Source organism: Streptomyces sp. SS8 (assembly GCF_054072955.1).
Window position 1 is genome coordinate 1 of the sequence record NZ_JBSVCZ010000035.1, and the last position, 23,992, is coordinate 23,992.

Annotated in this window: 23 protein-coding genes; 12 read left to right on the forward strand and 11 right to left on the reverse strand. The window is 72.9% G+C overall.

Annotated features, from left to right (window positions below):
- Positions 1-459: 459 nt before the first annotated feature.
- The 3 genes from ACW69E_RS25280 to ACW69E_RS25290 form a co-directional block, all read right to left on the reverse strand.
- A complete protein-coding gene (locus ACW69E_RS25280; RefSeq protein ID WP_457500606.1) occupies positions 460-618 on the reverse strand; it encodes a sigma-like protein in 159 nt (52 codons plus the stop codon).
- A gap of 229 nt (positions 619-847) precedes the next feature.
- Positions 848-3,799, reverse strand: coding sequence for a BTAD domain-containing putative transcriptional regulator (locus tag ACW69E_RS25285; RefSeq protein WP_457500607.1), 2,952 nt, complete (start codon positions 3,797-3,799; stop codon positions 848-850).
- A 207-nt stretch (positions 3,800-4,006) separates the two neighbouring features.
- Positions 4,007-5,539: a CehA/McbA family metallohydrolase gene (locus tag ACW69E_RS25290; protein WP_457500608.1), complete on the reverse strand. Its 1,533-nt coding sequence runs from the start codon at positions 5,537-5,539 to the stop codon at positions 4,007-4,009.
- 210 nt (positions 5,540-5,749) lie between these two features.
- Here ACW69E_RS25290 and ACW69E_RS25295 point away from each other — a divergent pair, with 210 nt between their 5' ends.
- Both ACW69E_RS25295 and ACW69E_RS25300 read left to right on the forward strand, forming a co-directional pair.
- Positions 5,750-8,350: a bifunctional FO biosynthesis protein CofGH gene (locus tag ACW69E_RS25295; protein ID WP_457500609.1), complete on the forward strand. Its 2,601-nt coding sequence runs from the start codon at positions 5,750-5,752 to the stop codon at positions 8,348-8,350.
- A gap of 249 nt (positions 8,351-8,599) precedes the next feature.
- On the forward strand, positions 8,600-9,724 hold the full coding sequence (locus ACW69E_RS25300) for an ADP-ribosylglycohydrolase family protein (protein WP_457500610.1): 1,125 nt from the start codon (positions 8,600-8,602) through the stop codon (positions 9,722-9,724).
- Between the two features lie 140 nt (positions 9,725-9,864).
- Here the strand turns inward: ACW69E_RS25300 and ACW69E_RS25305 are convergent, their stop codons facing one another.
- From ACW69E_RS25305 to ACW69E_RS25315, 3 genes are all read right to left on the reverse strand, one after another.
- Positions 9,865-10,074: a DUF397 domain-containing protein gene (locus tag ACW69E_RS25305; RefSeq protein ID WP_457500611.1), complete on the reverse strand. Its 210-nt coding sequence runs from the start codon at positions 10,072-10,074 to the stop codon at positions 9,865-9,867.
- A 222-nt stretch (positions 10,075-10,296) separates the two neighbouring features.
- A complete protein-coding gene (locus ACW69E_RS25310; protein WP_457500612.1) occupies positions 10,297-11,157 on the reverse strand; it encodes a helix-turn-helix domain-containing protein in 861 nt (286 codons plus the stop codon).
- Positions 11,158-11,363: 206 nt separating this feature from the next.
- Positions 11,364-12,125, reverse strand: a complete 762-nt coding sequence (locus tag ACW69E_RS25315; protein ID WP_457500613.1) for a GOLPH3/VPS74 family protein — start codon at positions 12,123-12,125, stop codon at positions 11,364-11,366.
- 265 nt (positions 12,126-12,390) lie between these two features.
- Between ACW69E_RS25315 and ACW69E_RS25320 the strand changes: the two genes are divergently transcribed.
- Entirely contained in the window at positions 12,391-14,754 is a 2,364-nt protein-coding gene (locus tag ACW69E_RS25320; protein ID WP_457500614.1) for a serine hydrolase, read from the forward strand.
- A gap of 151 nt (positions 14,755-14,905) precedes the next feature.
- On the forward strand, positions 14,906-15,961 hold the full coding sequence (locus tag ACW69E_RS25325; protein ID WP_457500615.1) for a YihY/virulence factor BrkB family protein: 1,056 nt from the start codon (positions 14,906-14,908) through the stop codon (positions 15,959-15,961).
- Here the strand turns inward: ACW69E_RS25325 and ACW69E_RS25330 are convergent.
- The 4 genes from ACW69E_RS25330 to ACW69E_RS25345 form a co-directional block, all read right to left on the reverse strand.
- Positions 15,926-16,297, reverse strand: coding sequence for a DUF3618 domain-containing protein (locus ACW69E_RS25330; protein WP_457500616.1), 372 nt, complete (start codon positions 16,295-16,297; stop codon positions 15,926-15,928). The two genes, ACW69E_RS25325 and ACW69E_RS25330, sit on opposite strands and share 36 nt — an antisense overlap.
- On the reverse strand, positions 16,294-16,728 hold the full coding sequence (locus ACW69E_RS25335; RefSeq protein ID WP_457500617.1) for a phage holin family protein: 435 nt from the start codon (positions 16,726-16,728) through the stop codon (positions 16,294-16,296). The genes ACW69E_RS25330 and ACW69E_RS25335 overlap by 4 nt, the downstream gene beginning before the upstream one ends.
- Positions 16,729-17,003: 275 nt before the next feature.
- Entirely contained in the window at positions 17,004-17,177 is a 174-nt protein-coding gene (locus ACW69E_RS25340; protein ID WP_165869658.1) for a helix-turn-helix domain-containing protein, read from the reverse strand.
- Complete coding sequence (locus tag ACW69E_RS25345) at positions 17,177-17,785, reverse strand: hypothetical protein (RefSeq protein ID WP_457500618.1); 609 nt, start codon at positions 17,783-17,785, stop codon at positions 17,177-17,179. The genes ACW69E_RS25340 and ACW69E_RS25345 overlap by 1 nt, the downstream gene beginning before the upstream one ends.
- 265 nt (positions 17,786-18,050) lie before the next feature.
- Between ACW69E_RS25345 and ACW69E_RS25350 the strand changes: the two genes are divergently transcribed.
- The 6 genes from ACW69E_RS25350 (at position 18,051) to ACW69E_RS25375 (ending at position 21,293) form a co-directional block, all read left to right on the forward strand.
- The gene (locus ACW69E_RS25350; protein ID WP_457500619.1) at positions 18,051-18,494 is read left to right on the forward strand and encodes a helix-turn-helix domain-containing protein; all 444 of its coding nucleotides are present in this window, start codon (positions 18,051-18,053) and stop codon (positions 18,492-18,494) included.
- A 329-nt stretch (positions 18,495-18,823) separates the two neighbouring features.
- Positions 18,824-19,240, forward strand: coding sequence for a hypothetical protein (locus ACW69E_RS25355; protein ID WP_093846789.1), 417 nt, complete (start codon positions 18,824-18,826; stop codon positions 19,238-19,240).
- A 154-nt stretch (positions 19,241-19,394) separates the two neighbouring features.
- The gene (locus ACW69E_RS25360; protein ID WP_457500620.1) at positions 19,395-19,979 is read left to right on the forward strand and encodes a phage tail tube protein; all 585 of its coding nucleotides are present in this window, start codon (positions 19,395-19,397) and stop codon (positions 19,977-19,979) included.
- 129 nt (positions 19,980-20,108) lie between these two features.
- Positions 20,109-20,399, forward strand: a complete 291-nt coding sequence (locus tag ACW69E_RS25365; protein WP_093846786.1) for a hypothetical protein — start codon at positions 20,109-20,111, stop codon at positions 20,397-20,399.
- Positions 20,400-20,614: 215 nt separating this feature from the next.
- A complete protein-coding gene (locus tag ACW69E_RS25370; RefSeq protein ID WP_457500621.1) occupies positions 20,615-20,857 on the forward strand; it encodes a hypothetical protein in 243 nt (80 codons plus the stop codon).
- Positions 20,858-21,017: 160 nt separating this feature from the next.
- Complete coding sequence (locus ACW69E_RS25375; RefSeq protein ID WP_158239067.1) at positions 21,018-21,293, forward strand: hypothetical protein; 276 nt, start codon at positions 21,018-21,020, stop codon at positions 21,291-21,293.
- Between the two features lie 93 nt (positions 21,294-21,386).
- On the opposite strand, the gene ACW69E_RS25380 is transcribed toward ACW69E_RS25375, so the two are convergent.
- Complete coding sequence (locus ACW69E_RS25380; RefSeq protein ID WP_457500622.1) at positions 21,387-21,806, reverse strand: hypothetical protein; 420 nt, start codon at positions 21,804-21,806, stop codon at positions 21,387-21,389.
- Positions 21,807-21,914: 108 nt separating this feature from the next.
- Here ACW69E_RS25380 and ACW69E_RS25385 point away from each other — a divergent pair, with 108 nt between their 5' ends.
- A complete protein-coding gene (locus tag ACW69E_RS25385; RefSeq protein WP_412719738.1) occupies positions 21,915-22,640 on the forward strand; it encodes a hypothetical protein in 726 nt (241 codons plus the stop codon).
- Positions 22,641-22,692: 52 nt separating this feature from the next.
- Positions 22,693-23,907 (forward strand): phage tail protein, encoded by a 1,215-nt coding sequence (locus ACW69E_RS25390; protein ID WP_457500623.1) that lies wholly within the window; start codon positions 22,693-22,695, stop codon positions 23,905-23,907.
- Positions 23,908-23,992: the final 85 nt, after the last annotated feature.

The window sequence follows — 23,992 nt, forward strand, 5'->3', positions numbered from 1 at the left end:
GGGGGGGGCCCCCGCGCCCCCCCCCCCCCCCCGGGCGGGCCCCCGGCGGGGGCCCCCCCCCCGGGGGGGGGGGGGGCCCCCCCCCCCCCCGCCCCACCCCGACCGATGCCCGGAAGTCTCCTTCCGGGCCCGCCTCAGTTCCCTGCCGGCTGGGAGGGCGAGGGGATCGGCGTGTGATTCTCGGCCAGCGCTGGGACCGCGCTGACACCCGTTATCGCTACAGCCATTGCAAAGGCGGTCAGGATTCTCTTCACGCGGGTCATGCGGACTCCTTGGTGCGAAGTAAGGCTTGAAGGTTCGCGGTTCACGGAGGCGAAGATATCTCGCAGGGGGTACGGTCCTGTTCTTCCGCACACAACTGTCCGGTAATCGCCCGGGCGCACATGACAGGGACCGGTCGCAGCGGCTCCCCCTCCTCGCCGCCGGGACCGGTCCCGTGCATCCCCCATGAGATATGGCTTAGTTGGCGCTGTCCCCGGGCGCGTGGTTCTCCAGAGTGGTGACCTCACCGCCCGAGGCGTGGTTCTCCTGGGACGTGGAACCGTCCTCGCCAGGAGCCGGCGCGTGGTTCTCGAGCTGCGGGCCGTCCTTCGCGATCTTCTTGCCGGTGTCGCTCATGTGGACCAACTTCCTCTTTCTGGTGGCGGGAGGTCCAGAGCGCGTCCGGCGGCTCCCCCGTGGGCCGCCGGACGCGCTCTTCGGGCTGCTCATCCCATTGGTTCAGGGGATGCCAGGCCGTCGACTCGCCTGCCCCCCGACGCGGCGGATCGACATGTATAAGCATGGCGGGCGGCGATAAACAATCGATGAACGCCCACCGCCGAAGATCGCGGACCCGCTCGCCCTGTTACGCGGCGACGGCCGGTGACAGCAGTTTCCGCACTACAGCGGCCTCCGGAGAGTTCAAGGACTCGAAGATCTCCAGGGCGTCCTGCCAGCACGCCCGCGCCCGGTCCGTCTGACCCAGTGCGTCCAGAGCGCGTCCCAGCACCGTCAGTACGTTTCCGCGCCGCCAGTCTCCACCGACCACGCGCAGTGCGAGGGCCTGCTCCGCATGGGAGGCCGCCTGTGCGGGGCGCCGCGCCGCCATGTAGGCCTCGGCCATCCGCAGGTGGGTCGCACCCTCCCACATCGGCTGGCGGCTCTCCCGGAAGAGCGGGAGGGCCTGGTTGAGCTGGTCAAGCGCCTCCGTGGCATGCCCGGCACCGGTCAGGGCCATCGCCAGGGCGTACTGGGCGTTCGCGAGCCGCATGGTCATCCCCATGTCGGCGTAGATGGCCACACCCTGCTCGGCGAGCCGGATGGCGCTGTCCGTCCGCCCCAGACCCAGGTGAGTCCGTGAGAGGTTGCACAGCACGCTGGCCTCACTGGGACGGTTGCCGTCCGCGCGGAACACCTCGATGGCCTGTTCCAAATACTTCTCGCCCTCTTCGTACCGGCTACGGGAGAGAGCGCTGATGCCGCGGTCGTTGAGAGCGTAGCCTCCCGTCACAGGATCGCCGGTGCGCTCGGCCAGCTCCATGGCACGCCGTGCGTTGTCGTCGGCCTGGTCGAAGCGGCCCGCCACGGTATGAACATGGGTAAGCATGATCTGGGCACGCCCCTCGGCCCAGGCGTCCTCAGCAGCCTGGGAGGCCCGGCACAGGGCGGCGGCGGCCCTCTCGTAGCGCATCGAGTGGACTCCGGAGTCGGCCAAGTCCTTGGAAGCGATCAGCAGGTCGGCCGCGCGGCGCAGTGCGCCGTTCTCCGTCGACTGCTCAACGCAGGCCAACAGGCAGTCGGCCTCGGTGAACAGCCAGTCCAGTGCGGCGGCGTGGTCATCGAACTCCAGGCCGGGGTGCTCGGTGGCCGTCAGATGGGCCACGGTCCTTTCCCCCGGGCGCGCGAGGGTGAACACGCCCGCCGCCGTGGCCAGGTAGAAGTCCAGCAGCCGGGACTGCGCGGCGGACCGCTCCGAGGCGGGGTCCTCGTCGCGCTCCGCGCAGGTGCGCGCGTAGAGGCGGACCAGATCGTGGTAGCGGTAGCGGCCGGGGGCGGCCGACTCCAGCAGGGAGGTGTCGACCAGCGACTCCAGCAGGTCCTCGGTCTCCTCCGGGGTGCGGTCCAGCATGGCGGACGCGGCCTGTACGGAGATGTCGGGGCCGTCGGCCAGGCCCAGCAGGCGGAAGGCGCGGGCCTGCTCCGCCTCCAGCTGTCCGTAGCCCAGTTCGAAGGTGGCCTTGACCGCCTGGTCGCCGGCCTGGAGCTCGTCCAGGCGGCGGCGCTCGTCGGCGAGCCTGCGGGCCAGGAAGGAGACCGTCCAGGTGCGGCGGGCGGCCAGGCGGGAGGCGGCGATGCGGATGGCCAGGGGCAGGAAGCCGCAGGCGGCGACGGTGTCCATGGCGGCCTCGCGCTCGGCGCCCACCCGGTCGGCGCCGACGATCTTCGTGAACAGCGTCATGGCCTCCTCGGGGCTCATGACGTCCAGGTCCACCAGGTGCGCGCCGGCCAGGTCCACCATCCGCACCCGGCTGGTGATCAGTGCCGCGCAGCCCTCGGTGCCCGGCAGCAGGGGGCGCACCTGGGCGGCGTCGCGGGCGTTGTCCAGCAGGGTCAGGATGCGGCGCCCGGCCAGTGTCGAGCGGTAGAGGGAGGCCCGCTCCTCCACCCCGTCGGGGATCGCGGAGTCCGGAGTGCCAAGGGCCCGCAGGAACGCGCCCAGGACCGCCTCCGGCTCCGCCGGGGCCGGGCCCGCGCCCTGGAGGTCGGCGTAGAGCTGGCCGTCGGGGAAGCGGTCACGGGCGGCGTGGGCGACGTGCACGGCCAGGGTGGTCTTGCCCACCCCGCCGATGCCCGCGACCGCCGAGACGGCCATGACGCGGCTCTCGGCGGTGACGAGCTGGTCGCCCAGCTCCGAGACGAAGGCGGCGCGGCCGGTGAAGTCCGGTACGGTCGCGGGCAGTTGCGCGGGCCGTACGAATGTGGCCGTGCCCGGCGGCGCGGACTCCTCGACGGGCTGCGCCAGCTCCTCGTCGGCCCGCAGGATGCGCTGCTGGAGCTCGGCCAGCTCCGGGCGGGGGTCCACCCCCAGCTCCTCGGCCAGCAGCCGCCGGGTGTCGGCGTAGACGGCCAGGGCCTCGGCCTGGCGGCCGCTGCGGTACAGCGCCAGCATCAGCAGCTCGCGCAGCCGCTCGCGCAGCGGGTGCTCGGCGGTCAGGGCGGTCAGCTCGCTGACCGCCTCGGCGTGGGAGCCGAGTTGGAGGTCGAGGTCGAGGCGGTGCTCCAGCAGGGACAGCCGCCACTCCTCCAGCCGGGTCCGCTGGTTCTCCGCGTACGGTCCGGGGAGGTGGGCCAGGGGCTCGCCGTCCCACTGCGCCAGCGCCAGGCCGTACAGCTCGCGCGCCCGGTGGCGGTCGCCGCCGGAGGCGGCCTTCTCCGCCTCCAGAGCGTGGGCGGCGGCCGTGTCCGCGTCGAGCTCGGTGCCGGGCCCCAGCCCGATCGCATAGCCGCCGGACTCGCTGATCAGGGCCTCGGCGCCGAGCGCCTTGCGCAGCCGGGAGGCGTAGGTGCGCAGTGCGGCCAGGGCGCGCTGCGGCGGCTCCTCGCCCCACAGCGCGTCCACCAGTTCCTGCGCGGTGGCCGTCTGCCCGCCGCGCAGCAGCAGGGCGGCGAGCAGGGCGCGCTGCTGGGGCGAGCCGACGCCGACCGGCTCGCCGTCACGCCAGGCACGCACCGGTCCGAGCACGGCGAAACGCAGCCGGTGACGATCGTTGTCCGGCTGCCGCAGTCGTTCGCGTCCGGTGTGCCCCTCGCCGTCCATGGTGCCCCCTGCGAAGTGTGACGACCCGCAGCGCACAGTGTGCCTTGTCAAGGGTCGGTACGTCAGCCGTGCCCCTGCCTCTCCTCACAGTCACCGCAAACCCGCGACGGAACCGATAGCTGATGCCCCGACAGATGTGGAGATGTCCGAACACGATCAAAACCTTTGTCCGTCATGGGAGTTGACCATCGGTCGGGTCACCGGACGTCAAAGGACCTCCAGCCACAGGGGGTTGGTCATCGCAGCCATCGGCCCCGGCAGCCCGGTGCCGCCGCCCCGGTCCGGGTGGCGCACCTCGGCTCGCACATACGCGGCCAGCGAGGCGGTGGTGCGCCAGAGGACCGTGCCGGAGCCCGAGGCGGGCAGGCGCTCCGAGCGCATCTCGCCCTGGTCGGTCAGCAGCCGCACCGTGCCGTCCGGCACCCCCGACACCTCCAGCCGCACCGCCACCGCGGTGTCCGGCGCGAGGCGCAGCCGCTCCCCGATCCCGGCGTGCTCGCCGCGCGGGCCCGTGGCCGACAGCTCCAGACCGATCCCCGAGGACTCCGCCAGCCAGCTCCGGCCCGCCCGTATGCCCTCCAGCACGGCCGCGCGCGACAGGTCTCCGGCGTGGACGACCGTCTGCGGCAGGCCGACGGCCTGCGGTTCGCGGTGGGCGTCGCTGTTGCCCATCGCCGGTGTCCACCGCCCGCGCCCGCCCCCGCCTCCCCGGCGGCAGGACTCCACCAGCATGTTGTCCCAGGCGGCCAGGGCCAGCTCGTCGTCGGCCGTCCACGGCCCGTTCCACACCTCCACCGCGTCCGCCTCCGCGTAGCCGAACTTCCACTGGCAGCCCACGAACGGGCAGTTGGGGTGCGCCGGGACGACCAGCCCGCCCGCCCGGTGGATCCTGCGCACATACCGCCCGTACGCGTCGTCGCGCGCCCGGTAGCGCCAGTCGACGAAGGTGCCCGGATCGACGCCGAGCGCCAGGTAGTGGCCGTTGCGGGTGGTCACCTCCTCACCGCACAGGATCAGCAGGTCATCTCCCCACAACCCCTCCCAGGCGCCGTGCCCGGAGGTGGTGTTGTGCTCGGTGGTGGCGATGAAGTCCAGCCCGGCGGCCCGTGCCGCCGCCGCGACCTCGGCCGGGGTGCGCCGCCCGTCGGAGTGCACGGTGTGCAGATGGCAGTCGCCCCGGTACCAGGCGCGCCCGCGCCCTCCGGCCCGCTCCGGCGGATACGCCGGCCTGGAGGCGCGGCCCTGCTCCCCGTACCGCAGGGTGACGGTGACCTCGTACTCCATGCCCTGCGGGGCGACGGTGTACGGGCCCAGCACCACGTGCCAGGTGCCCGGCCGCACCGGGCCGGGCAGATACCCGGGCGTCGCCCGCTCGGCACTGATGGCGAACTCCGTGCGGAAGCCGCCCGACCAGCCCCGGAAGCCGCGTCCGCCCGCGGCCGTGCCGCGCTCGTCGAAGATCCCGATGTCCAGGGCGTTGCCCGGTGTGCCGGAGGGCACGGCCGGCCTGTCGTAGGAGTACGAGACGGCCAGCTCCCGCACCCCGCGCGGCACCTGAACGGGCAGGTGGACGAAGTCCGGGGCGCCGTTGGGCAGATGGCCGCGGACCGTTCTGCTCTCCTCGCCGCTCCCGCCTCCGTCCCCGCTCTCCTCCGCGTGCGCGAAGCTCACGCCCCGGAGCGTGAGCACGCTCGCCGCCCCCGTGGCGGCGGACAGCCTCAGTACCTCGCGCCGGTCCATGAAAGCCCCCGCCCTGTCGCCTCCGATGTGGTGCCGGTCACTTTTCCACGCATGGGTGACGGACGGGAGAAGGCCTGTGGACAACCCGTCCGACACCGCGTGACGGCGGGTCGGGGCGGGGCCGGCGGCGGGAAGGGCGGGTGGGGACACCGGGCGGCGACCCCTTGCCCGCCTCCCGGCCGGTGCCGGGGGCGCTCGTATGCTCGCACCATGACTTCGCCGAGCGGGCAGGCAGCCCCCACCGCACCCACCGCCAACGCCATGCGGCGCGCCCTGCGGCGGGCCAGGGACGGGGTCGCGCTGGACGCGGCCGAGGCCGCCGTGCTGCTCCAGGCGCGCGGGGAGGACCTGGCCGATCTGACGGCCTCGGCCGCCCGCGTACGGGACGCGGGCCTTGCGGCGGCCGGCCGCCCCGGGGTGATCACCTACTCGCGCAAGGTCTTCATCCCGCTCACCCGGCTGTGCCGGGACCGCTGCCACTACTGCACCTTCGTCACCGTGCCGGGGAAGCTGCGCCGCGAGGGACACGGCCCCTACCTCTCCCCGGACGAGGTGCTGGAGATCGCCCGCCGGGGAGCGGCGACGGGCTGCAAGGAGGCGTTGTTCACCCTCGGCGACCGGCCCGAGGACCGCTGGCCCGAGGCCCGCGAGTGGCTGGACGCGCACGGCTACGACGACACCCTCGCCTATGTGCGCGCCATGGCGATCAGGGTGCTGGAGGAGACCGGCCTGCTGCCGCACCTCAACCCCGGGGTGCTGACGTGGACGGACTTCCAGCGCCTCAAGCCCGTCGCCCCGTCGATGGGCATGATGCTGGAGACCACCGCCACCCGGCTGTGGTCCGAGCCCGGTGGCCCCCACCACGGCTCGCCCGACAAGGAGCCGGCCGTCCGGCTGCGGGTACTGGAGGACGCGGGGCGCTCGTCCGTCCCCTTCACCACCGGGATCCTCATCGGCATCGGCGAGACGTACGACGAGCGCGCCGAGTCGCTGTTCGCGATCCGCCGCGTCCAGCGGGCGTACCAGGGCGTCCAGGAAGTCATCGTGCAGAACTTCCGCGCCAAGCCCGGCACCGCCATGGGCGGCATGCCCGACGCCGAACTGGAGGAGCTGGCCGCCGCCGTGGCCGTCGCCCGCCACGTCCTCGGGCCCGCCGCCCGCATCCAGGCCCCGCCGAACCTTGTGGGTGGGGAGTACGCGCTGCTGATCGGCGCCGGGATCGACGACTGGGGCGGCGTCTCCCCGCTCACCCCCGACCACGTCAACCCCGAGCGCCCCTGGCCCCAGATCGACGAACTCGCGGGCCACACCCGCGCGGCCGGCTTCGAGCTGCGCGAACGACTCACCGTCTACCCGGAGTTCGTCCGGCGCGGCGAGCCCTGGCTCGACCCGAGGCTGCTGCCCCACGTCACCGCCCTGGCCGAGCCGGAAACGGGCCTGGCCCGCGAGGACGCCACCGTCACCGGCCGCCCCTGGCAGGAGCCCGACGAGGCGTTCACCGCCACCTCCGCCGGCCGCACCGACCTGCACCGCACCATCGACACCACCGGCCGCACCGCCGACCGCCGCGCCGACTTCGACGAGGTGTACGGCGACTGGGAGGCGCTGCGCGAGAGCGCCGCGCCCGGTATGGCACCCGAGCGGATCGACGCCGACGTACGCGCCGCCCTGGCCACCGCCGCCGACGACCCCACCCGGCTCGCCGACGACCAGGCCCTCGCGCTGCTCCACGCCGACGGTCCGGCCCTGGACGCGGTGTGCCGCATCGCCGACGACGTGCGCCGCGACACCGTCGGCGACGAGGTGACCTACATCGTCACGCGCAACGTCAACTTCACCAACGTCTGCTACACCGGCTGCCGTTTCTGCGCCTTCGCCCAGCGCCGCACCGACGCCGACGCCTACACCCTCTCCCTGGACCAGGTCGCCGACCGGGCGGCGCAGGCGTGGGAGGTGGGCGCGGTCGAGGTCTGTATGCAGGGCGGCATCCACCCGGACCTGCCCGGCACCGCCTACTTCGACATCGCGCGGGCGGTGAAGGAGCGCGTGCCGGGCATCCATGTGCACGCCTTCTCCCCGATGGAGGTCGTCAACGGCGCCGCCCGCACCGGCATGCCGGTGCGCGACTGGCTGGCGGCGGCCAAGGAGGCCGGGCTCGGCTCCATCCCCGGCACGGCCGCCGAGATCCTCGACGACGAGGTGCGCTGGATCCTCACCAAGGGCAAGCTGCCGGCCGCCACCTGGGTCGAGGTGGTCACCACCGCGCACGAGCTGGGCCTGCCGTCGTCCTCGACGATGATGTACGGGCACGTGGACCGGCCCCGGCACTGGCTGGGCCATCTGCGGCTGCTGGCTCGGATCCAGCAGCGCACCGGCGGCTTCACCGAGTTCGTGACGCTGCCGTTCGTCCACACCAACGCCCCGGTCTACCTCGCCGGCATCGCCCGTCCCGGGCCGACGGTGCGCGACAACCGGGCGGTGACGGCCATGGCCCGTCTGCTGCTGCACCCGCACATCACCAACATCCAGACCAGCTGGGTGAAGCTGGGCGCCGAGGGCGCGGCCGAGATGCTCCGCTCGGGCGCCAACGACCTGGGCGGCACGCTGATGGAGGAGACCATCTCCCGGATGGCCGGCTCCTCCTACGGCTCCTACAAGTCCGTCCGGGATCTGGTCGCCATCGCCGAGGCCGCCGGACGCCCGTCCCGCCCCCGCACCACCACCTACGGCGAGGTCCCCGCCGAGCGCGTACGGGCCGCCGAGGCGTCCGGCGGGCGCCTGCCGGAGCTGCTGCCGGTGCTGGAGGACTGAGGGCCGGGGCGCGCCCGGAACCCTCGCGGGACGGACGGACGGACGGACGGACGGGCGGGGAAGGCCGGAAGGGCGCTGGGCGACTTCCGGCCGTCTTCCCGGGATCTCCGGCCCCCGTCCACCTCCGGGCCGCCTCCGCCCGGGCACCGTCGTTTAAAGTGCGGTCCGAACCGGCGGGAAAGGCACACGGCACACGGGAACGGACCGGGACGGACGAGAGCCGAGGGGCGAACGGGAGGGGACGGCACGGTGACCGCGACACCTGGCGGCGGTATCTGGGGCCGCACCGAGCAGCAGGACTTCCGCAGCCGGGTACGCGGCTGCCTGCTCGGCGGCGCGATCGGCGACGCGCTCGGCGCGGGAGTCGAGTTCGACTCGCTCGACGCCATCCGGGCCGCCCACGGCCCCCAGGGGGTGACCGACTACGTGCCCGCCTACGGGCGGCGCGGGGCCGTCACCGACGACACGCAGATGACCCTGTTCACCGTCGACGGCCTGATCCGCGCCCACGTCCGGCGTGACACCGGGGCCTGGCACCCGCCGACCGACGTGCACGCCGCCTATCTGCGCTGGGCCGCCACCCAGCGCGACTGGGGGCCCGACGAGCGCCGCACCGAGGACGGCTGGCTGGCCCGCCAGGAGTGGCTGTACTCGCGGCGAGCCCCCGGCCGCGCCTGCCTGACCGGGCTGGCCGACAGCCGGATGGGCACACTGGAGGCACCGAAGAACCCCGATTCCAAGGGCTGCGGCACCGTCATGCGCTCCGCGCCCTTCGGCCTGCTCGTCGGCTGGGAGCCGCAGCTCGTCTTCCAGCTCGCCGTCGAGTGCGCCGCCCAGACCCACGGCCACCCCACCGGCTGCCTGGCGGCGGGCGCCTTCGCCGTCATCGTCCACGCCGTCGCCCGCGGCGAGAGCCTGGACGCGGCGGTGCAGCGGGCCCTGGCCCATCTGGCGGCCCACTCCGGCCACGAGGAGACCACCGACGCCCTCAAGCACGCCCTCGGCGCCGTACGCCAGGGCCTGCCGACCGCCGAGCGCGTGGAGTCGCTGGGGGAGGGCTGGACGGCGGAGGAGGCGCTGGCGATGGGCGTGTACTGCGCGCTGGTGGCCGAGGACGTACGCCACGGCCTGCTGCTGGCGGTCAACCACGGCGGCGACTCCGACTCCACCGGCTCGGTCTGCGGCAACCTGCTGGGCGTGATGCACGGGGAGACCGCCCTGCCGCCGGACTGGGTCGCCGGACTGGAGGGCCGCGCCACCATCCTGGAACTGGCCGACGACTTCGCCATGGAGATGACCCAGGGGCCGGCCCTCCACGGCCCGGCCACCCCGGCCGGCTCGCCGGGCTGGCTGACCCGCTACCCGCGCGCCTGACGGCACCGGGCCCCGCACGCGGGGCCCGGGAAGCACCGAACCCCCTCGGCCGGGACGGCGAACCAGTCGAGAGGGCTTCGGCGCGGTGCCGCGCGGTACGGCGAGGCACGGCGCCGCCGTGGTGCGGCGGGCGGGGGCGGTCAGCGCCGGGCGAGCGAACCCCGGCCGAGGGCCCCCACGAACGCCGTCCACGAACCGGGGACGAAGTCCAGCGACGGTCCCTGCGGGACCTTGGAGTCGCGCACGGCGACCGCCCGCTGCTCGGGGGACCGCACTTCCACGCACGCCCCGTTCCCGGCGGAGTGGCTGGACTTGGTCCACCTGTCGGTCATGCCCTGTCGGATTGCCATGTCTGCTCCGTTTTCTCCCAGACGGTGAAAATCGCCGGTTGGGCCCGGCGTGCGGCAGACGGTACCCCCCAACTGGGGCCTTTATTAACGCCGTTCACTCGACCGGATGGCATATTCCAAACAGCTCTTCACATCGACGCGCCACCAGGTGTAGCTTGCCGCGCCGCCCGCGCGTCGTCCCCTCGCCACCGGTGCGTCGCCGGTACGTCACCGGTGCCGGCCTCAGCCCCGGATGTACTCCTTGGCGATGTCCTCGACGAACTCCCGGGACTGCTCGACGTTGAGCGCCTGCGCCCTGAGGTGCTCGTACATCACGCTGTAGCTGTGCACGTCGCCGGCCTTCTCCAGATAGAGGTCGCTGGTGACGCCCTCCAGGTAGACCACCGTCGAGTCCGCCGCGTCCGGGAACTCCAGGATCGCGTACTGGCCGTTGAGCCCGGGGTGCGCGCCCATCCCGAAGGGCAGCACCTGCACCGTCACATGGGGCAGCCGGGAGAGCTCCAGCAGATGCTCCAGCTGGTCCCGCATGATCTGCTTACCGCCGACCACCCGGCGCAGCGCGGCCTCGTCGATCACCGCCCACAGGCGCAGCGGGCTCTTGCGGTCGTGGATGCGCTCCTGCCGGCGCAGCCGCACCTGCACCCGCTTCTCCACGTCCTCCGCCGACGCCTCGGGCAGCGCGCCCGCGACGACGGCCTCCGCGTACTGGGGGGTCTGCAGCAGCCCCGGCATGACCTGCGGCTCGTACACGCGCAGGGACGCCGCGTCCGTCTCCAGCCCGATGTACACGCTGTACGGGATGTCGCCGAACGCGTGCCACCAGCCCTGCTGTCTGGACTCCTTGGCCATCTGCATCAGCGAGTCGACTATCCGCTGGTCGTCGACCTCGTAGACGCCGCACAGATCGCGGACGTCGCGCTGGCTGATGCTGCGGCGTCCGTTCTCCAGCCGGCTGATCTTGGACTGGGAGACCAGCAGCCGGTCGGCCACCTCCTCGGCCGTCATGCCTCTCTGCTCACGGAGCCGGCGCAGCTCCTGACCCAGCCGGCGCCGCCTGACGGTGGGATTGACACTGGATGCCACGGTGCGCACACCTCCGCTTACGCCAATGAGACCGCTCCTGGAGCAGATTGCCACCAATGGCCGCGTCCGCGCTGGAAAACCGCCACACAGGGTGCGCACACGCACGCGCGGGGTGGCCGACGGGTCGGATTTCGGCCGAGTTCGGGAAATCCGCCGGGCGTCCGCCGGGTGCCTTCCGAGTGTCCGCCGGTGGGGGCCCGGCAGGGTCAGTGGGCGCCCGCGCGGGCCATCCCGCCCCGCCGTGCCTGTCCGGCGAGCGGCTGCGGCGCGGCGGACCGTGCCGCGGCCCGTCCGCCTCCCGGCCCGCCCGCGCCCCTGCCGGGGGCGGTGCGCCGGGGCTGCGCGGCCACGCCGTTCTGCACGTCCATCACGGCGTGCGCGACGAGGCCGCCCATCGGGTCGTGCCTGATCAGATCCCTCAGCCGGGAACGGGATGACCGTCCCTCGTTGCCGGGGTAGAGGTGCTTGCCGAGGCCGACCGCATGGGCCAGCGCGGCGAGTGCCGCGGTCCGCGGGTCCGGCGGTACGCCGGTGCGGATCGCGTTGTCGAGCCGGGCCCTGATCTCCCGGCTCACGGCCGTGTCCGTCGCCTGGTAGCGAGTCGTCGGCAACACCCCGCACATCTGGCTGGATACGGCATGGACCATGCCGCAGCGCTCCAGGTGTGTGAGATAGGTTTGGCGCAGCCCGAGTCTGGGCCCGCCGATCCAGTGGACCGCGCGGACGGGGCTGCCGCGTCTGCGCAGCAGCTCCAGCGCGGAGTCCAGGGTTGGATCTCCGGTCGGCCGTGGCAGCACCACGGCTATGCGATCCCCGTCAGGGGCTATCCGTCCTGCGAGAGCCAGCTCCACGAGCTGGGCCCCGGCCAGGCCGAGGTCGAGCGACTGCGGCTGCGCCGTGGTACCCGTGGCCGGGTCCAGGGCCAGCAGCAGAAGCTCCTCCGGAATTGTTCTGCGGCTCCTGCCCATCCATGCCTCCCCGCGTGGATGCATGACAGGGTGACCCCTCTCACAGAGGTCTGTCGAGAGCGCCTGGGTGCTTTGTCATGGAACCAGTAGGTATGTCGTTACCGTCTGGCAATTTAGCGGGCCCTCACGGCCGCGAAACAGGGCCGGAGTGCCGGGGGAGGACCGGCGTTCAGGACACTGTTTACTGATATGACGAGTGGCGGACACCAAGCGGGAGGCATAGGTGGCGGGCAAGTCCCCCGACAGTTCGGAACGGCAGACTTCGTTGGGGGAGACGACCGGAGAGGCCGGAACGGTTCCCGAGCGGGCGCGTGACCCCCGCGTGGCGCTGTACGAGGCGCCCGGGGACGAGGCCGGGACCGGTGGCGAGGAGCCCTCGCCGAACGGCGACGGCCCGGCGGGAGCGGCCGGGAAGGCCGGTTCCGCCGAGGGCGGCGACACGGCGAAGGCGGAGGTCCGGGAACCGGAGACGCAGGAGCCGGAGGAGACCGGGAAGCCGGAGGCCGCCGGTGAGGACGAGCCCGCCGGTGAGGACGAGCCCGCCGGTGAGGAGGAGCCCCCCGACGGGGACGAGCCCGCCGGTGGGGAGGCCGGGGCAGGGGCCGGGCCGGTGGACCAGGAGACGGCGGTGTTCCGGGCTCCCGAGGACAGTGCTGCGGAGAAGGCCGGGGACAAGGCCGAGTCCGGTAGGACCGACGAGGCCGGCGAGGACGCCGCCGAGGCGGAGACCGACGGAAGCGGGGCTCACCGGGGCGCCGACGAGGAGGAGGAGACGGACGCCGTCGGCGCCGTCGGCACCGACGACGACGAGGAGGCGGACGGCGGCACCGACTCCGCCGAGGACCGCGAGCCCGCCGAGGACGGCGGAGCCGGGGCCCGGCCGGTGGACCAGGCGACGGCGGTGTTCCGCGCCCCCGGGGACAAGGCCGGGAACGGGACCGAGGAGAAGGCCGGGGACGGCGGGGACGACGAGGGCGGTGAGGAGGCCGGGGCCGACCGGCCGGTCGACCAGCCCACCGCGATGTTCCGGGTGCGCCCGGAAAGCGCCTCCGGGGAGCCCGGGCCGGAGCGCTCGGAGAAGACCGCGGACCCCGGGAAGCCGGGGAAGACCGGGGATCCGGAGAAGGCGGAGAAGGGCCAGGAGCCGGAGGAGCCGGAGAAGGCCGGTGTCTCCGCGAAGACCGGAGAGCCGGCGGAGAGCGACGCCGAGCGGACGAGCCGCTTCGTACCGCTGCGCTCCGCCGACGCCCCGCGCGTGCCCCCGGCCGTCGTGTCGCCCGAGCAGCCGCCGCACACGCCGGGCCCCGAGCTGCCGGAGGCCGAGCGGACCAGGCAGCAGCCGCTGCCGCCGCACAGGCCCCTCGAGCTGCTGGCCGAGCTGACGAACAAGCCCGCCCCGCCCGAGACCCCGGCGCGGGTCGCCCTGCGGCGCGTCAAGATCTGGTCGCCGCTGGTCCTGCTGCTGGTGGTCGTTCTGGCGGTCGCGCAGCTCATGCGCCCGCTGCCCGCCCCGGAGCTGGTGCTCACCGCCTCCGCCACCCACACCTTCGAGGGCGACAGGCCCGCCCTGGAATGGCCGTCCGAGGGCCAGGCCGTCCTGGAGGTGGAGGGGCTCGGTTCCCTCGGCTCGTACGGCGAGGAGAAGCCGGTGCCGATAGCCAGTGTGGCGAAGGTGATGACCGCCTACGTCATCCTGCGCGACCACCCGATCAAGGCGGGCGAGGAGGGGCCGAAGATCCCGGTCGACGCGCAGGCCGAGAAGGACGCGGGGCTCAGCGCCCAGGGCGAGTCGACCGTCGAGGTGGAGGAGGGCGAGGAGATAACCCTCAACGAGGCCCTCCACGCCCTGATGATCGCCTCCGCCAACAACGTGGCCCGGCTGCTGGCCCGCTGGGACTCCGGCGGCTCGGAGAAGGCGTTCGTGGAGAAGATGAACGCCGCCGCCGAGGAGCTGGGGATGGAGAACACCACCTACACCGACGCCAGCGGGCTGCGGAAGGACACCGTCAGCACGGCCGCCGACCAGGTCAAGCTCGGCAAGAAGGTCATGGACTACGAGGTGTTCCGGGAGATCGTCAAGAAGCCCTCGTACGAGGACCGCAACGGCGTCGGCCACCGAAACTGGAACGGGCTCGTCCCGTACAACGGCGCGGTCGGCATCAAGACCGGTACGACCACCGCGGCCGGCGGCAACCTGCTGTTCGCGGGCGAGAAGGAGGTCGGCGGCACCACGCAGCTGATCGTCGGCGCGATGCTGGGGCAGCACAAGCCGCCGATCATCGACACGGTGATCGCCGAGAGCCGTGAGCTGCTGGTCTCCGCGCAGGAGGTCCTGAAGTCGGAGAAGATCGTCGCCAGGGGCGACGTGGTGGGTTACGTGGACGACGGCCTCGGCGGCCGTACGCCGCTGATCGCGACCGAGGACGTCTCGGCGGTCGGCTGGTCCGGTCTGAAGGTGGAGCTGGCCCTGACCGACGGGGGCAAGGGCGTGCCGCACACGGCGGCCCCGGGCGACACCGTCGGCACCCTGACCGTCGGCAGCGGGCCGGGCCAGGTGAAGGTCCCGGTGGCCGTCCGGGGCGAGCTGGCCGAACCGGGCGTGGGGACGAGGCTGACCCGCGTCCTGTGACGCGCGGGCCGCGGGGCCCGTACGCGGGGCGCGGTACGGACGGTGCCTTCCGTCCGTACCGCGCCCCGCGCGCGTTCGGCCGCGCCCGCCGTTACCCAGCCGTGCCCCCGGCCCGCACATGGCCGGGCCCGCGGCGGTAACCCTCAAAGCCATGGCGAAGACGTGGTGGGCCGTCGCTCGGGGCGTGGCCAAGGAGTTTTTCGAGGACGAGATCCCGGACCGGGCGGCGACCCTCACGTACTACGGCGTGCTGTCGATCTTCCCGGCCCTGCTGCTGCTCGTCTCGCTGCTCGGCGCGGTCGGCGAGACGGCGACCCAGTACATCCTGGAGAACCTCCGGCAACTCGCCCCCGGCCCGGCCCGCGAGATCCTGAGCGACACGGTGGGCGAGATCCAGCGCGGCAGCGGCGGCGGCCTCGTGGCGGCCGTCAGCCTGCTGGGCGCGGTGTGGGCCTCCTCCGGCTACGTCGCGGCGTTCATCCGCGCGGCCAACCGCGTCCTCGACATCCCCGAGGGCCGCCCGGTGTGGAAGCTCACGCCGCTGCGGATCGGCGTGACGCTGGTGCTGATGGTGCTGCTCGCCGTCAGCGTGATGATCGTGGTCTTCACCGGCGGGCTGGCCGAGCAGGCCGGGAAGGCCGTCGGCATGGGCGAGCAGGCGCTGCTGGTGTGGTCGGTCGCCAAGTGGCCGGTGCTGGTGCTGCTGGTCGCGGCGATGATCAGCATCCTGTACTGGTCGGCCCCCAACGCCCGGCTGCGGGGCCTGCGCATGGCGCCGGGCAGCGTGGTGGCCGTGCTGCTGTGGCTGGCCGCCTCGGCGGGCTTCGCCGTCTACACGGCGAACTTCGGCTCGTACAACAGGACCTACGGCACCCTCGCCGGCGCCGTGGTCTTCCTCGTCTGGCTGTGGCTGTCGAACCTGGCCATCCTGCTCGGCCTGGAACTGGACGCCGAACTGGCCCGCCGGCGGGCGTACGCGGACGGGCTGCCGAAGGGGGAGGAGCCGTATGTGGAGCCGCGCGACACCGCCAAGTGGCCGCGTTCGCTGCGGCTGCGACTGCGGCGCCTCAGGCGGCAGCGGCGCGGGGGCGATCCCGCCCGCACCGCTCCGGAACGGGAGCCGGGCCCGGGCCAGGTCCCCGAACCGGAACCGGCCCCGGAGCCGGACGCCTCACGCGGCCATACGCTCGACAAGGCGGCGGACTGACGCCGACGTCCGCGGGTCGTGGCGCAGCGGGTACCGCTGCTGCCGCGGGGCCTGCCGCCGCCGCAGCACCACGGCGGCCACGGCCAGGGCGAGCACGGCCCCGCCCGCCACGGCCAGCGGCACGGCGTTGCGCCGGCCCGCCCGTACGGCCCCCGAGGCCTTGCGCTGTGCCAGGGCCTTGACATCGGCCTTGGCCGCCAGCTCCTCGATGGTGTCGCCCAGCTCCCGGCGCGTGCGGTCGATCCGCTCGCGCAGCTCGGCGGGGGTGTCCGGATCGGCGGGGATGCCCGGGGTGTCCGGGACCTGCGCCTGACTGGTGTCCCTCGAAACGCTCATCGACGCGCCCTTCCCCTGATCTCGTCCAGGTCCTCGTGCACTCCCCGCAGCGCCCGCTCGGGCTTGGCGGGCGTCGCCCTGCGCATCTGCTGCCGCCCCAGGACCGCCAGCACTCCGGCGACGAGGAACAGCACCGCCATGATCACCAGGGCCGACAGCCACACCGGCCACACCACGGACAGACCGGCGATCGCGGCCGTCACACCGGCGCCCACCGCGTAGAGCGCGACCACCCCGGCGCCGCCGAGCATGCCGCCGCCCATCCCGGCCCGCTTGCCCTTCTCGGCCATCTCCATCTTGGCGAGCTGCAGCTCCTCCTTCATGAGCTGCGACATCTGCGCGGTGGCCCGTGCCACCAGCTCGCCGACGGAGTGCTCCTCTCCCGGGCCGTGCCCGCGCCTGTGTCCGTCCATCCGCTGCATCGTGCTCATCGTCGTCGCGCTCCCCTCATGGGTCAGCACTCCGAGTACCTCCGCTCACCGCCCGCTAACCCGGCCTCACCCGTTCGTCACGGCGTCCGGGGTGTGCGGGGTACGGCGGTGTCCGGCGGTGGCCGGGGCGCGGGAGCGGTCACGGCGGGACGGAGACGCACCGCCGTGTCCGCCGCCCGCGTGCTTTCCCGGAGGCCGGAGGCTTCCGCGGCCGGTCCGCGCCACCCGGCACGGTCTCCGGGGCGGGCGGGGATGTGTCCGGGGAGGCCGGCGGGTCACCCGCCGGGTCGGCGGGCGGAGCGTTCGGCGGCGAAGACGTCCTCCAGCCGGTAGAGCAGGGCGCGCCCCTGCCGCCCCGCCGGGGCGAGGCGGCCGAGCTGCACCCACTTGCGGATGGTGGCCGGGGTGACCGACACCTCGCGGGCGGCCATCGCCGCGGTGACCAGCATCAGGCGCCACCGCCCCGCGGTCCGTCCGGCGGCTCGTGCGGCAGCGTGTGCCGCGGCCAGGAGTGCCGGTGGGCGGGGTCGGTGCGGCAGTCGCACCCGGGGTCGTCGCAGCGGCAGCCGGGGTTGATGCACAGCACGGCCCGGCGCTCGGGGAAGGCGCGCAGGGAGACGGAGGCGCACCACGGGCAGCGCCCGTCGACGGCCGTCATCGCCTCGCTGCCGCCCAGCGCCCGCGAGCAGCGGCGGCTCATCCTGCGGGCCTCGTCCAGGACGTGCTCGGCGAGGACCGCATCGCGGCCGATGCGGTCGAGCAGACCCAGCAGGCGCCCGATCCGCCGGGGGATCCGTGCGCGCTGCGGGCGGGGGAGGCCGAGCCTGTCGTGCACGGCCTCCTCCAGTTCGGTGACGCCGTCGGTGATGTCGCGGATGGCGTCGGAGATGTGCAGGCGCAGCGGGGCGGTGGACCGGGCGCCCCCGGCGGGGCCGGGGGTCGGGCCGGGTACGGCCGGACTGCGGCCGCCGGGCGCCAGTTCGGCGAGGAGCTCGGGGAACTGGCGGCGCAGTGCGCCCAGCCGGCGGGCGGTCTCGGTACGGACGGTGCCACTCATGCGGTCCTCTCCTTCCGGATCGGCGCCGGCCGGTGCCGTAACGGCTCGCGGCGGCCGGGGCCCGCCGGTGTGCGGGTGGCGGATGCCATGGGCGACTCCCTTGGTGCGTGTCACTGTTCGGTGCGGGAATACATGATCCTACGTTGCGCGCTGGCGCGCAACAAATATCCGTCGAGGTTCGCCGGATCCGCCATTTCGCGCTCGATAGCACGTAATGCCGCGCGCGAAAGCACGTTATGCTGAGGGTCCACGAAGGGGGCGAGCCATGGCCGCAGCGCAGGATCTGGAAGCTTTCGCGACCTGGATCGAAGGGCTGATCCGGGAGCGGGGTTACGACATCGACAGCCCGCGGGGTGGCGGCAAGTCGCGTCTCGCCGACGCCGCCGGCGTCCACCGCGCGGCGATCACCCGGCTGCTGCAGCGGCACAGCATGCCTGATCTGGAGACCATGCGGCGGCTCGCCCGGGTGCTGAGGGTCCCGGTGCGGGAGATGCTCGTCCGCTCCGGTCAGCTCACCGCCGACGAACTGCCGCTGCCGCCGTCCGCCGGGGGTCGCGCGGACGGCGGGGCGGAGGAACCACTCACCCTGGAGCGCGCCGCCGAACTGCTGGGCATCCCGGCCGGGCAGCGGGAGATGTTCGTCAGGGTGGCGAGCCAGTTCCTGCCCGAGGGTGGCCCCGCGGAGCCTCCCGTGCGCCGCCGCGCCTGACCGCGCCGCCGCGCGATCCCTCCCTCCGGCCCGGCCCCGCGGGAAACGCGGGGCCGGGCCGGACTGTCGTACGGGTCGATGACGGCCGTCGGCGACGGTCGCCGCCCGCCGGTCGCGGTACCCCCTTTACGCGCTTCGCGCCCCGCTCCCGGACGGTGTGGCGCGGGCTCTCCGGAAAGTCGCCACGCCTTCCTAGTTGCGCGCTCGCACGATCTGGTTCACACTTGGACGCAGCGGCGGAGCTGTGCCCGTATCCCGGGCGCGGCCCGCCGTTCGTCATGGGCGGGCCCCTGCGGCCCGCCCGCCCTCTTCAAGGAAGGAGGAGGCGTGTGGTTGATCCGCTGCTGGCGTTCCCGGACGTCGAGCGTCTGATCGTCGACTTCCTCGGCGACCGGCCGGAGCTCACCGGAGTGACGGTGGACAACGTCCCGCCGGCCGGGTTCGACGGAACCCAGCGCGTGGTGCTGGTCTCCCGGGTGGGCGGGGCGTGGGTCGACGACCTCCACCTCGACAACCCCCTGGTGGAACTCGAGGTCTACGGGCCGGACAAGACCACGGCCCACACCGACTCGCTGGGCATGCGCGCCGCGCTGCTGCAACTGCGCGGCACCACCCACGGGACGGCCACGGTCACCGACGTGGTCGAGGCGGACGGCGTCCGCTGGCTGCCCGACTACAACCGGCTCGACGCCAACCGCTACCTGACCACGGTGCGGCTGTCGCTCACTCCGGTCCAGACCGGCTGAAGGTTGCCGCGCCGGCACCGCCGCGCCGGCACCGCCGAACCAACACAGCCGAACCGACACCGCACCCCCCCGTCACAGGGCCCCGCACGGAGCGGGGCCCTTCGCACGAGCGCGGAAGACGCGATCCGCGCTCCGAACCGAGGAGTCGCCTCACATGGCAGGTATGAACCCCAACCAGATCCGCGTGGCCGGCAACGGCCGCATCCTCGTCGCCCCGGTGGGCACCACCGCCCCGGCCGACACCGCCTCCGAGTGGGGCACCGGCTGGACCGACGTCGGCTACACCAGCTCCGACGGCGTGAAGTTCGGCCGCAAGGAGAAGACCTCCCAGGTCGACACCTGGCAGTCCGTCGGCCCGGCCCGCTTCATCTACGAGGACCGGGACATGACGGTGAAGTTCAGCATGCTCCAGTTCAACCCGGACACCCTGCCGCTGTACTTCGGCGGCGGCGAGGTCAGGGAGACCGCGGCCGGCTCGGGCGTCTACCAGTACGACGTGCTCTCCGACCCGATCCCGGACGAGCGGTCGCTGGGCCTGGAGTTCACCGACGGCGAGGAGGTCGTCTACCGCTTCGTCCTGCCGCGCGGTCAGGTCACCGACACCGACGAGGTCGAGATGAACCGCAAGGGCTCGCTGAAGCTCGGCGTCACCTTCACGGCGATGGCGGTCGACTCCGCCACCCCGCTGGCCACCTGGCTGGTCAAGGACCCCGACTTCGCCGGCACCACCCCGGCCTGACCGGTCCCGTACGCGGAACCGCACGGCAAGCACCGCACCGGCGCCGGGCCCTCGGGCCCGGCGCCTTCCGCTTCCGTACCGATCCCGGCACCCCGACACCCCGACACCCCGGCAAGGAGCCGACCAGACATGACCACGTTCGACGTCAACGCCGCACGCGCCCAGCGCACGGAGGCCCTGGGCCGCGCCTGGACCTTCACCATCGACGGCGACACCTTCGAGATGCCCGGCGAGCTCAGCCGCCGTACCGCCCGCGCCCTGCGCGAGCTGGACGACAACGACATCGACGGCCTGCTGCGCCTACTGCTGGGCGAGGAGCAGTTCGACCGCTTCGACCGGCACGACGTCTCCATGCAGGACGTCGCCGCGATCCTGGAGGCGTACGGGAAGGCCACCGGGCTAGGCCTGGGGGAAGGCTGAGCCTCGACGCGTTCGTCGACGAACACGCCGAGGCACTGGAAGCCGACCTGCTGCGGTACTACGGGGTCGATCTCCTGGACTGGTACCGCGGCGGGCTCTCCTCCCGCCGCCTGGCCGTCCTGATCCGTCACCTGCCGCGCGACAGCGCGGTCAACCTCGCCGACCACGGGGAGGCGGCCCAGTGGGGCGCGGCCGAGCACCTGCTGGCCGCCGCCGTGGACCATCTGGCGGCGGCGAACTGGATGACGGCCGCGCTCCACCGCGACGAGGACGACGAGCCGCCGGAGTACCCGGAGCCGGTCCCCCGGCCCGGGCAGCGGCCGGAGGGGCCGGACGAGCCGGAACCGGAGGAACAGGGCTCGGGCGAAGGGGAGTTGGGCGACACGCCCGGCGCCGCACCGGAGCGCGCGCCCGCCTCCGGTCCCTCCGCGCGCGAGCTGGCCCGCTTCTTCGGCTGACGGAGGCCGCCCACCGGGGCCGTCCCCGCCCGCTTCCCGGCGGCGGGGACGGCCCCGGTCCGTACCAAAACAAAACTGTGTTCGATTTTTTGCTCCGTGCGGCCGTATGATGACGCTGGGTACGCAACACCCCCACCTCCGTTGCGCGCCCGTGACCCCCGTGTACGCATCCAAGCAGGTCATATGGCACCACGAGCCGGAGAGGGTGATAGGGGTGGCGACGGAGAGCTACGAGACCGGCCAGGACACGACCCGCGCGGAGGCCGCCGGAGAGCTCCAGCGACTGCTGGGCGGGATATTCCGGCGCCTGGACGGGCCCGCCGCGGAGCAACTGCTCCTCGCGGTCCGCGCGGAGCTGGACGCCCGCGACGCCCGCGCCTACGCCGCCGGCTGGCAGGACGCGATGGAGGCCGCCGGGGGCGAGCGGGCCGGGTGAGGGGGGCGGCCGGCCGCCCTGGAACCCTGGGGCGGCCGCCCGGGCCCGCGCTGTCGGTCGGCGGCGGGCAGGCGGGGGAGGGCGGCCCGGCCGTTACGCGCCGGGGGCGGGGGCCCAGAAGACGACCGAGAAGAAGGCCGCAATCCCGGTGCCCACGAAAAACCTGAACACATCCAGCACGTCCACGATGACCGGCCTGGACTCGCCGTTGACCACCCCCCGGTGCGCCGGATTCCCGGGACTGTAGGCGACGAGCGCGGTCTCCCCCACCTTCAGCGGAGGGCGTGAGCTGGGGCCGGTGAGCGCCTCCCGGCTGCGTCCCCCGGCGTCCTCGTACCGCACCACACCGAGCACGCCGCCGTTGACCGTCCACTGGTAGCCGGTGCAGACACCGACGGTCGTCTCGCCGTGCCGCACTCCGTGCCGCTCCCGGACGATGAACACCAGACGCCGGATCCCGCCCTGCAGGAAGTACACGGACAGCAGAGCGGCGACTCCCCCCAAGAAGAACATTCCCCGATCCTACAGCCGATGACAATGCTCCGGGAAGGCCGTCCGCGGTCGAACCGGAGGCGTCCCGGGAAACACGATTGGTTGGTTATGACGCAAGAAGAAATAATAATGAGGCTGATCAGGGAGACGATCATTAATCCCGGTTCCGAAATGCTCCAGTCCATGGAAGAGCTGATCGTCAAAGCATTCGATGCCGTGGTGTCCGCGCCGGACTCGCTCGCCGAGAAGGTTAAGGAAGTTGTCGGCGAGGAGCACTCCGCCACAGCCAACCAGGCGGTCTACTGGAGTACTCAGGCATTCAAGGTGGATCCCAGCATCCTGGCCATTACGCCCGAAATGGTGAGCGTCGATCTGGAGGGCGTCACCTTCGCTGGGGCCACGCTCAAATGGCCGTGGGTCAGCGGCCTCGAGAGATGGATGACATCGACGTTCGGGGGGGTGGCCGGCGCAGACGGGAGTGGAACGGGCGGAGACGGCGGGGGTGGTGCGGACGGCGAGATCCGGGGAGAACTGCTCACAAGGATCGAACGCACAGAGCGGACCGCCGACACGGCACGCGAGGCCGCAGAGGAATCCGTGCAACGGATCCGCCGCACCAGCAACTCCTTGGGGCGCCAGACCGGGCGTGCGCTGGCCACGGCCTATCGTGCCCAGGCCCGCGCCGACGACGCGCACCGCAGGCTGGACCGTCAGCAGGGGGCGGCACGCAGAGCGGTGCAGGCGACTTCCACCCAACAGGTGGCCAACTCCCGCCGACCCAAGTACACGGAAGTGCTCCAGGACCTCGAAAGGGTGCGGGCGAGGGTGAATGCCCTCTCCGCCGCGCTCGGATGACGCGAGGAAGGAACCGGATTCCGCCGGGAGAGACAGAAACGAGGAGCACCACATGGCTCTGGCGAGTGCGCTGCAACGGGCCTCGGGCACGTTGCGGCAGTTCAAATCGGCCTCGGACACGGCCGGACGGGCCGCGGCCGGCCTGGGCCGGCAGGCGGCCGCCGCGGACCGGAGCGTCACGCGGATCACCACCGGCGCGAGAAACACCAACAGGGAACTGACGACGATGAAGAGGGCGGCCGACCAGGCCGCCCTCTCCGTTTCGAAGCTGGGCCGCGAGGCAGCCAGGAGCGGTCCGCAGATGACGCGGATGCAGCAGGGGGCCAAGAAGGCCTCCGGCGGATTCAAGCAGCTCAACAAGGAGATGAAGGGCAACATCTTCGGGATGCTGCTCTCGCTGCTCACACCGGTCATCGAGAAGATCGTCGCGATGGCCACCCAGTCGAAGACCATGCAGCGGGTGATGAAGAAGGTCTTCACCGTGGTCGGCGAGGTCATCAAGAAGGCCATGAAGGTCATCGGGCCGCTGCTGAGCAGCCTGGGCAGGATCTTCAAGTCGGTCTTCAACGGCATCAGGACGGCCGTGTCCGTGGTGGTCAAGGCCATCGTGAAGGTCGTCAGGACCTACTTCGCCATCTGGAAGGCCGTCATCACCACGGCCGTCCGGGCCGTCCGCAACACCATCGGCGCCGTGATGAACGGCATCAAGAGGGTCGTCCAGCCCGTCGTCAACTGGATCAGGACCACGATCCCGGCCGCGTTCCGCGCCGTGCGGGACAGGATGAGCCAGATCTGGGGCCGGCTCTCCGACATCGCCTCACGGGCCTTCGGAAAGGTCAAGAACGGCGTCAGGGGGCCGGTCAACGGCGTCATCGACATCATCAACCGGGCGATCCGGCGCATCAACGGCATCAAGGTGTCGATCCCCGGCTGGGTGCCGATGGTCGGCGGCAAGACCTTCGGCGTCAGCCTGCCCACCATCCCCAGACTCGCCGAGGGCGGTGTCGTCACCCCCCGATCCGGCGGTGTGCCCGCGATCCTCGCCGAGGCGGGCGAGGCCGAGGCCGTACTGCCGCTGTCCAAGCTGGGGTCGCTGCTGGGACCGACCGCCGCCCGGGCGGACCGGGGCACACCCGGCCCCTACGGCACGGGAGCCGCGGCGGCCGGAGCCGGCGGACTGCACATCGAGCACTACTACGCCGCCGAGACCGGCGACCCGCAGCGGACCGCCGACGCGCTGATGCTCCTGGCCAAGGCCCGCGGATGAGGGCCGGACGCGCACCACACCCGGGGACGGAAGGAGCGGAAGGAGCGGAAGGAACGGGGAGAACGGGAGACCCGGAGGGAGGTGG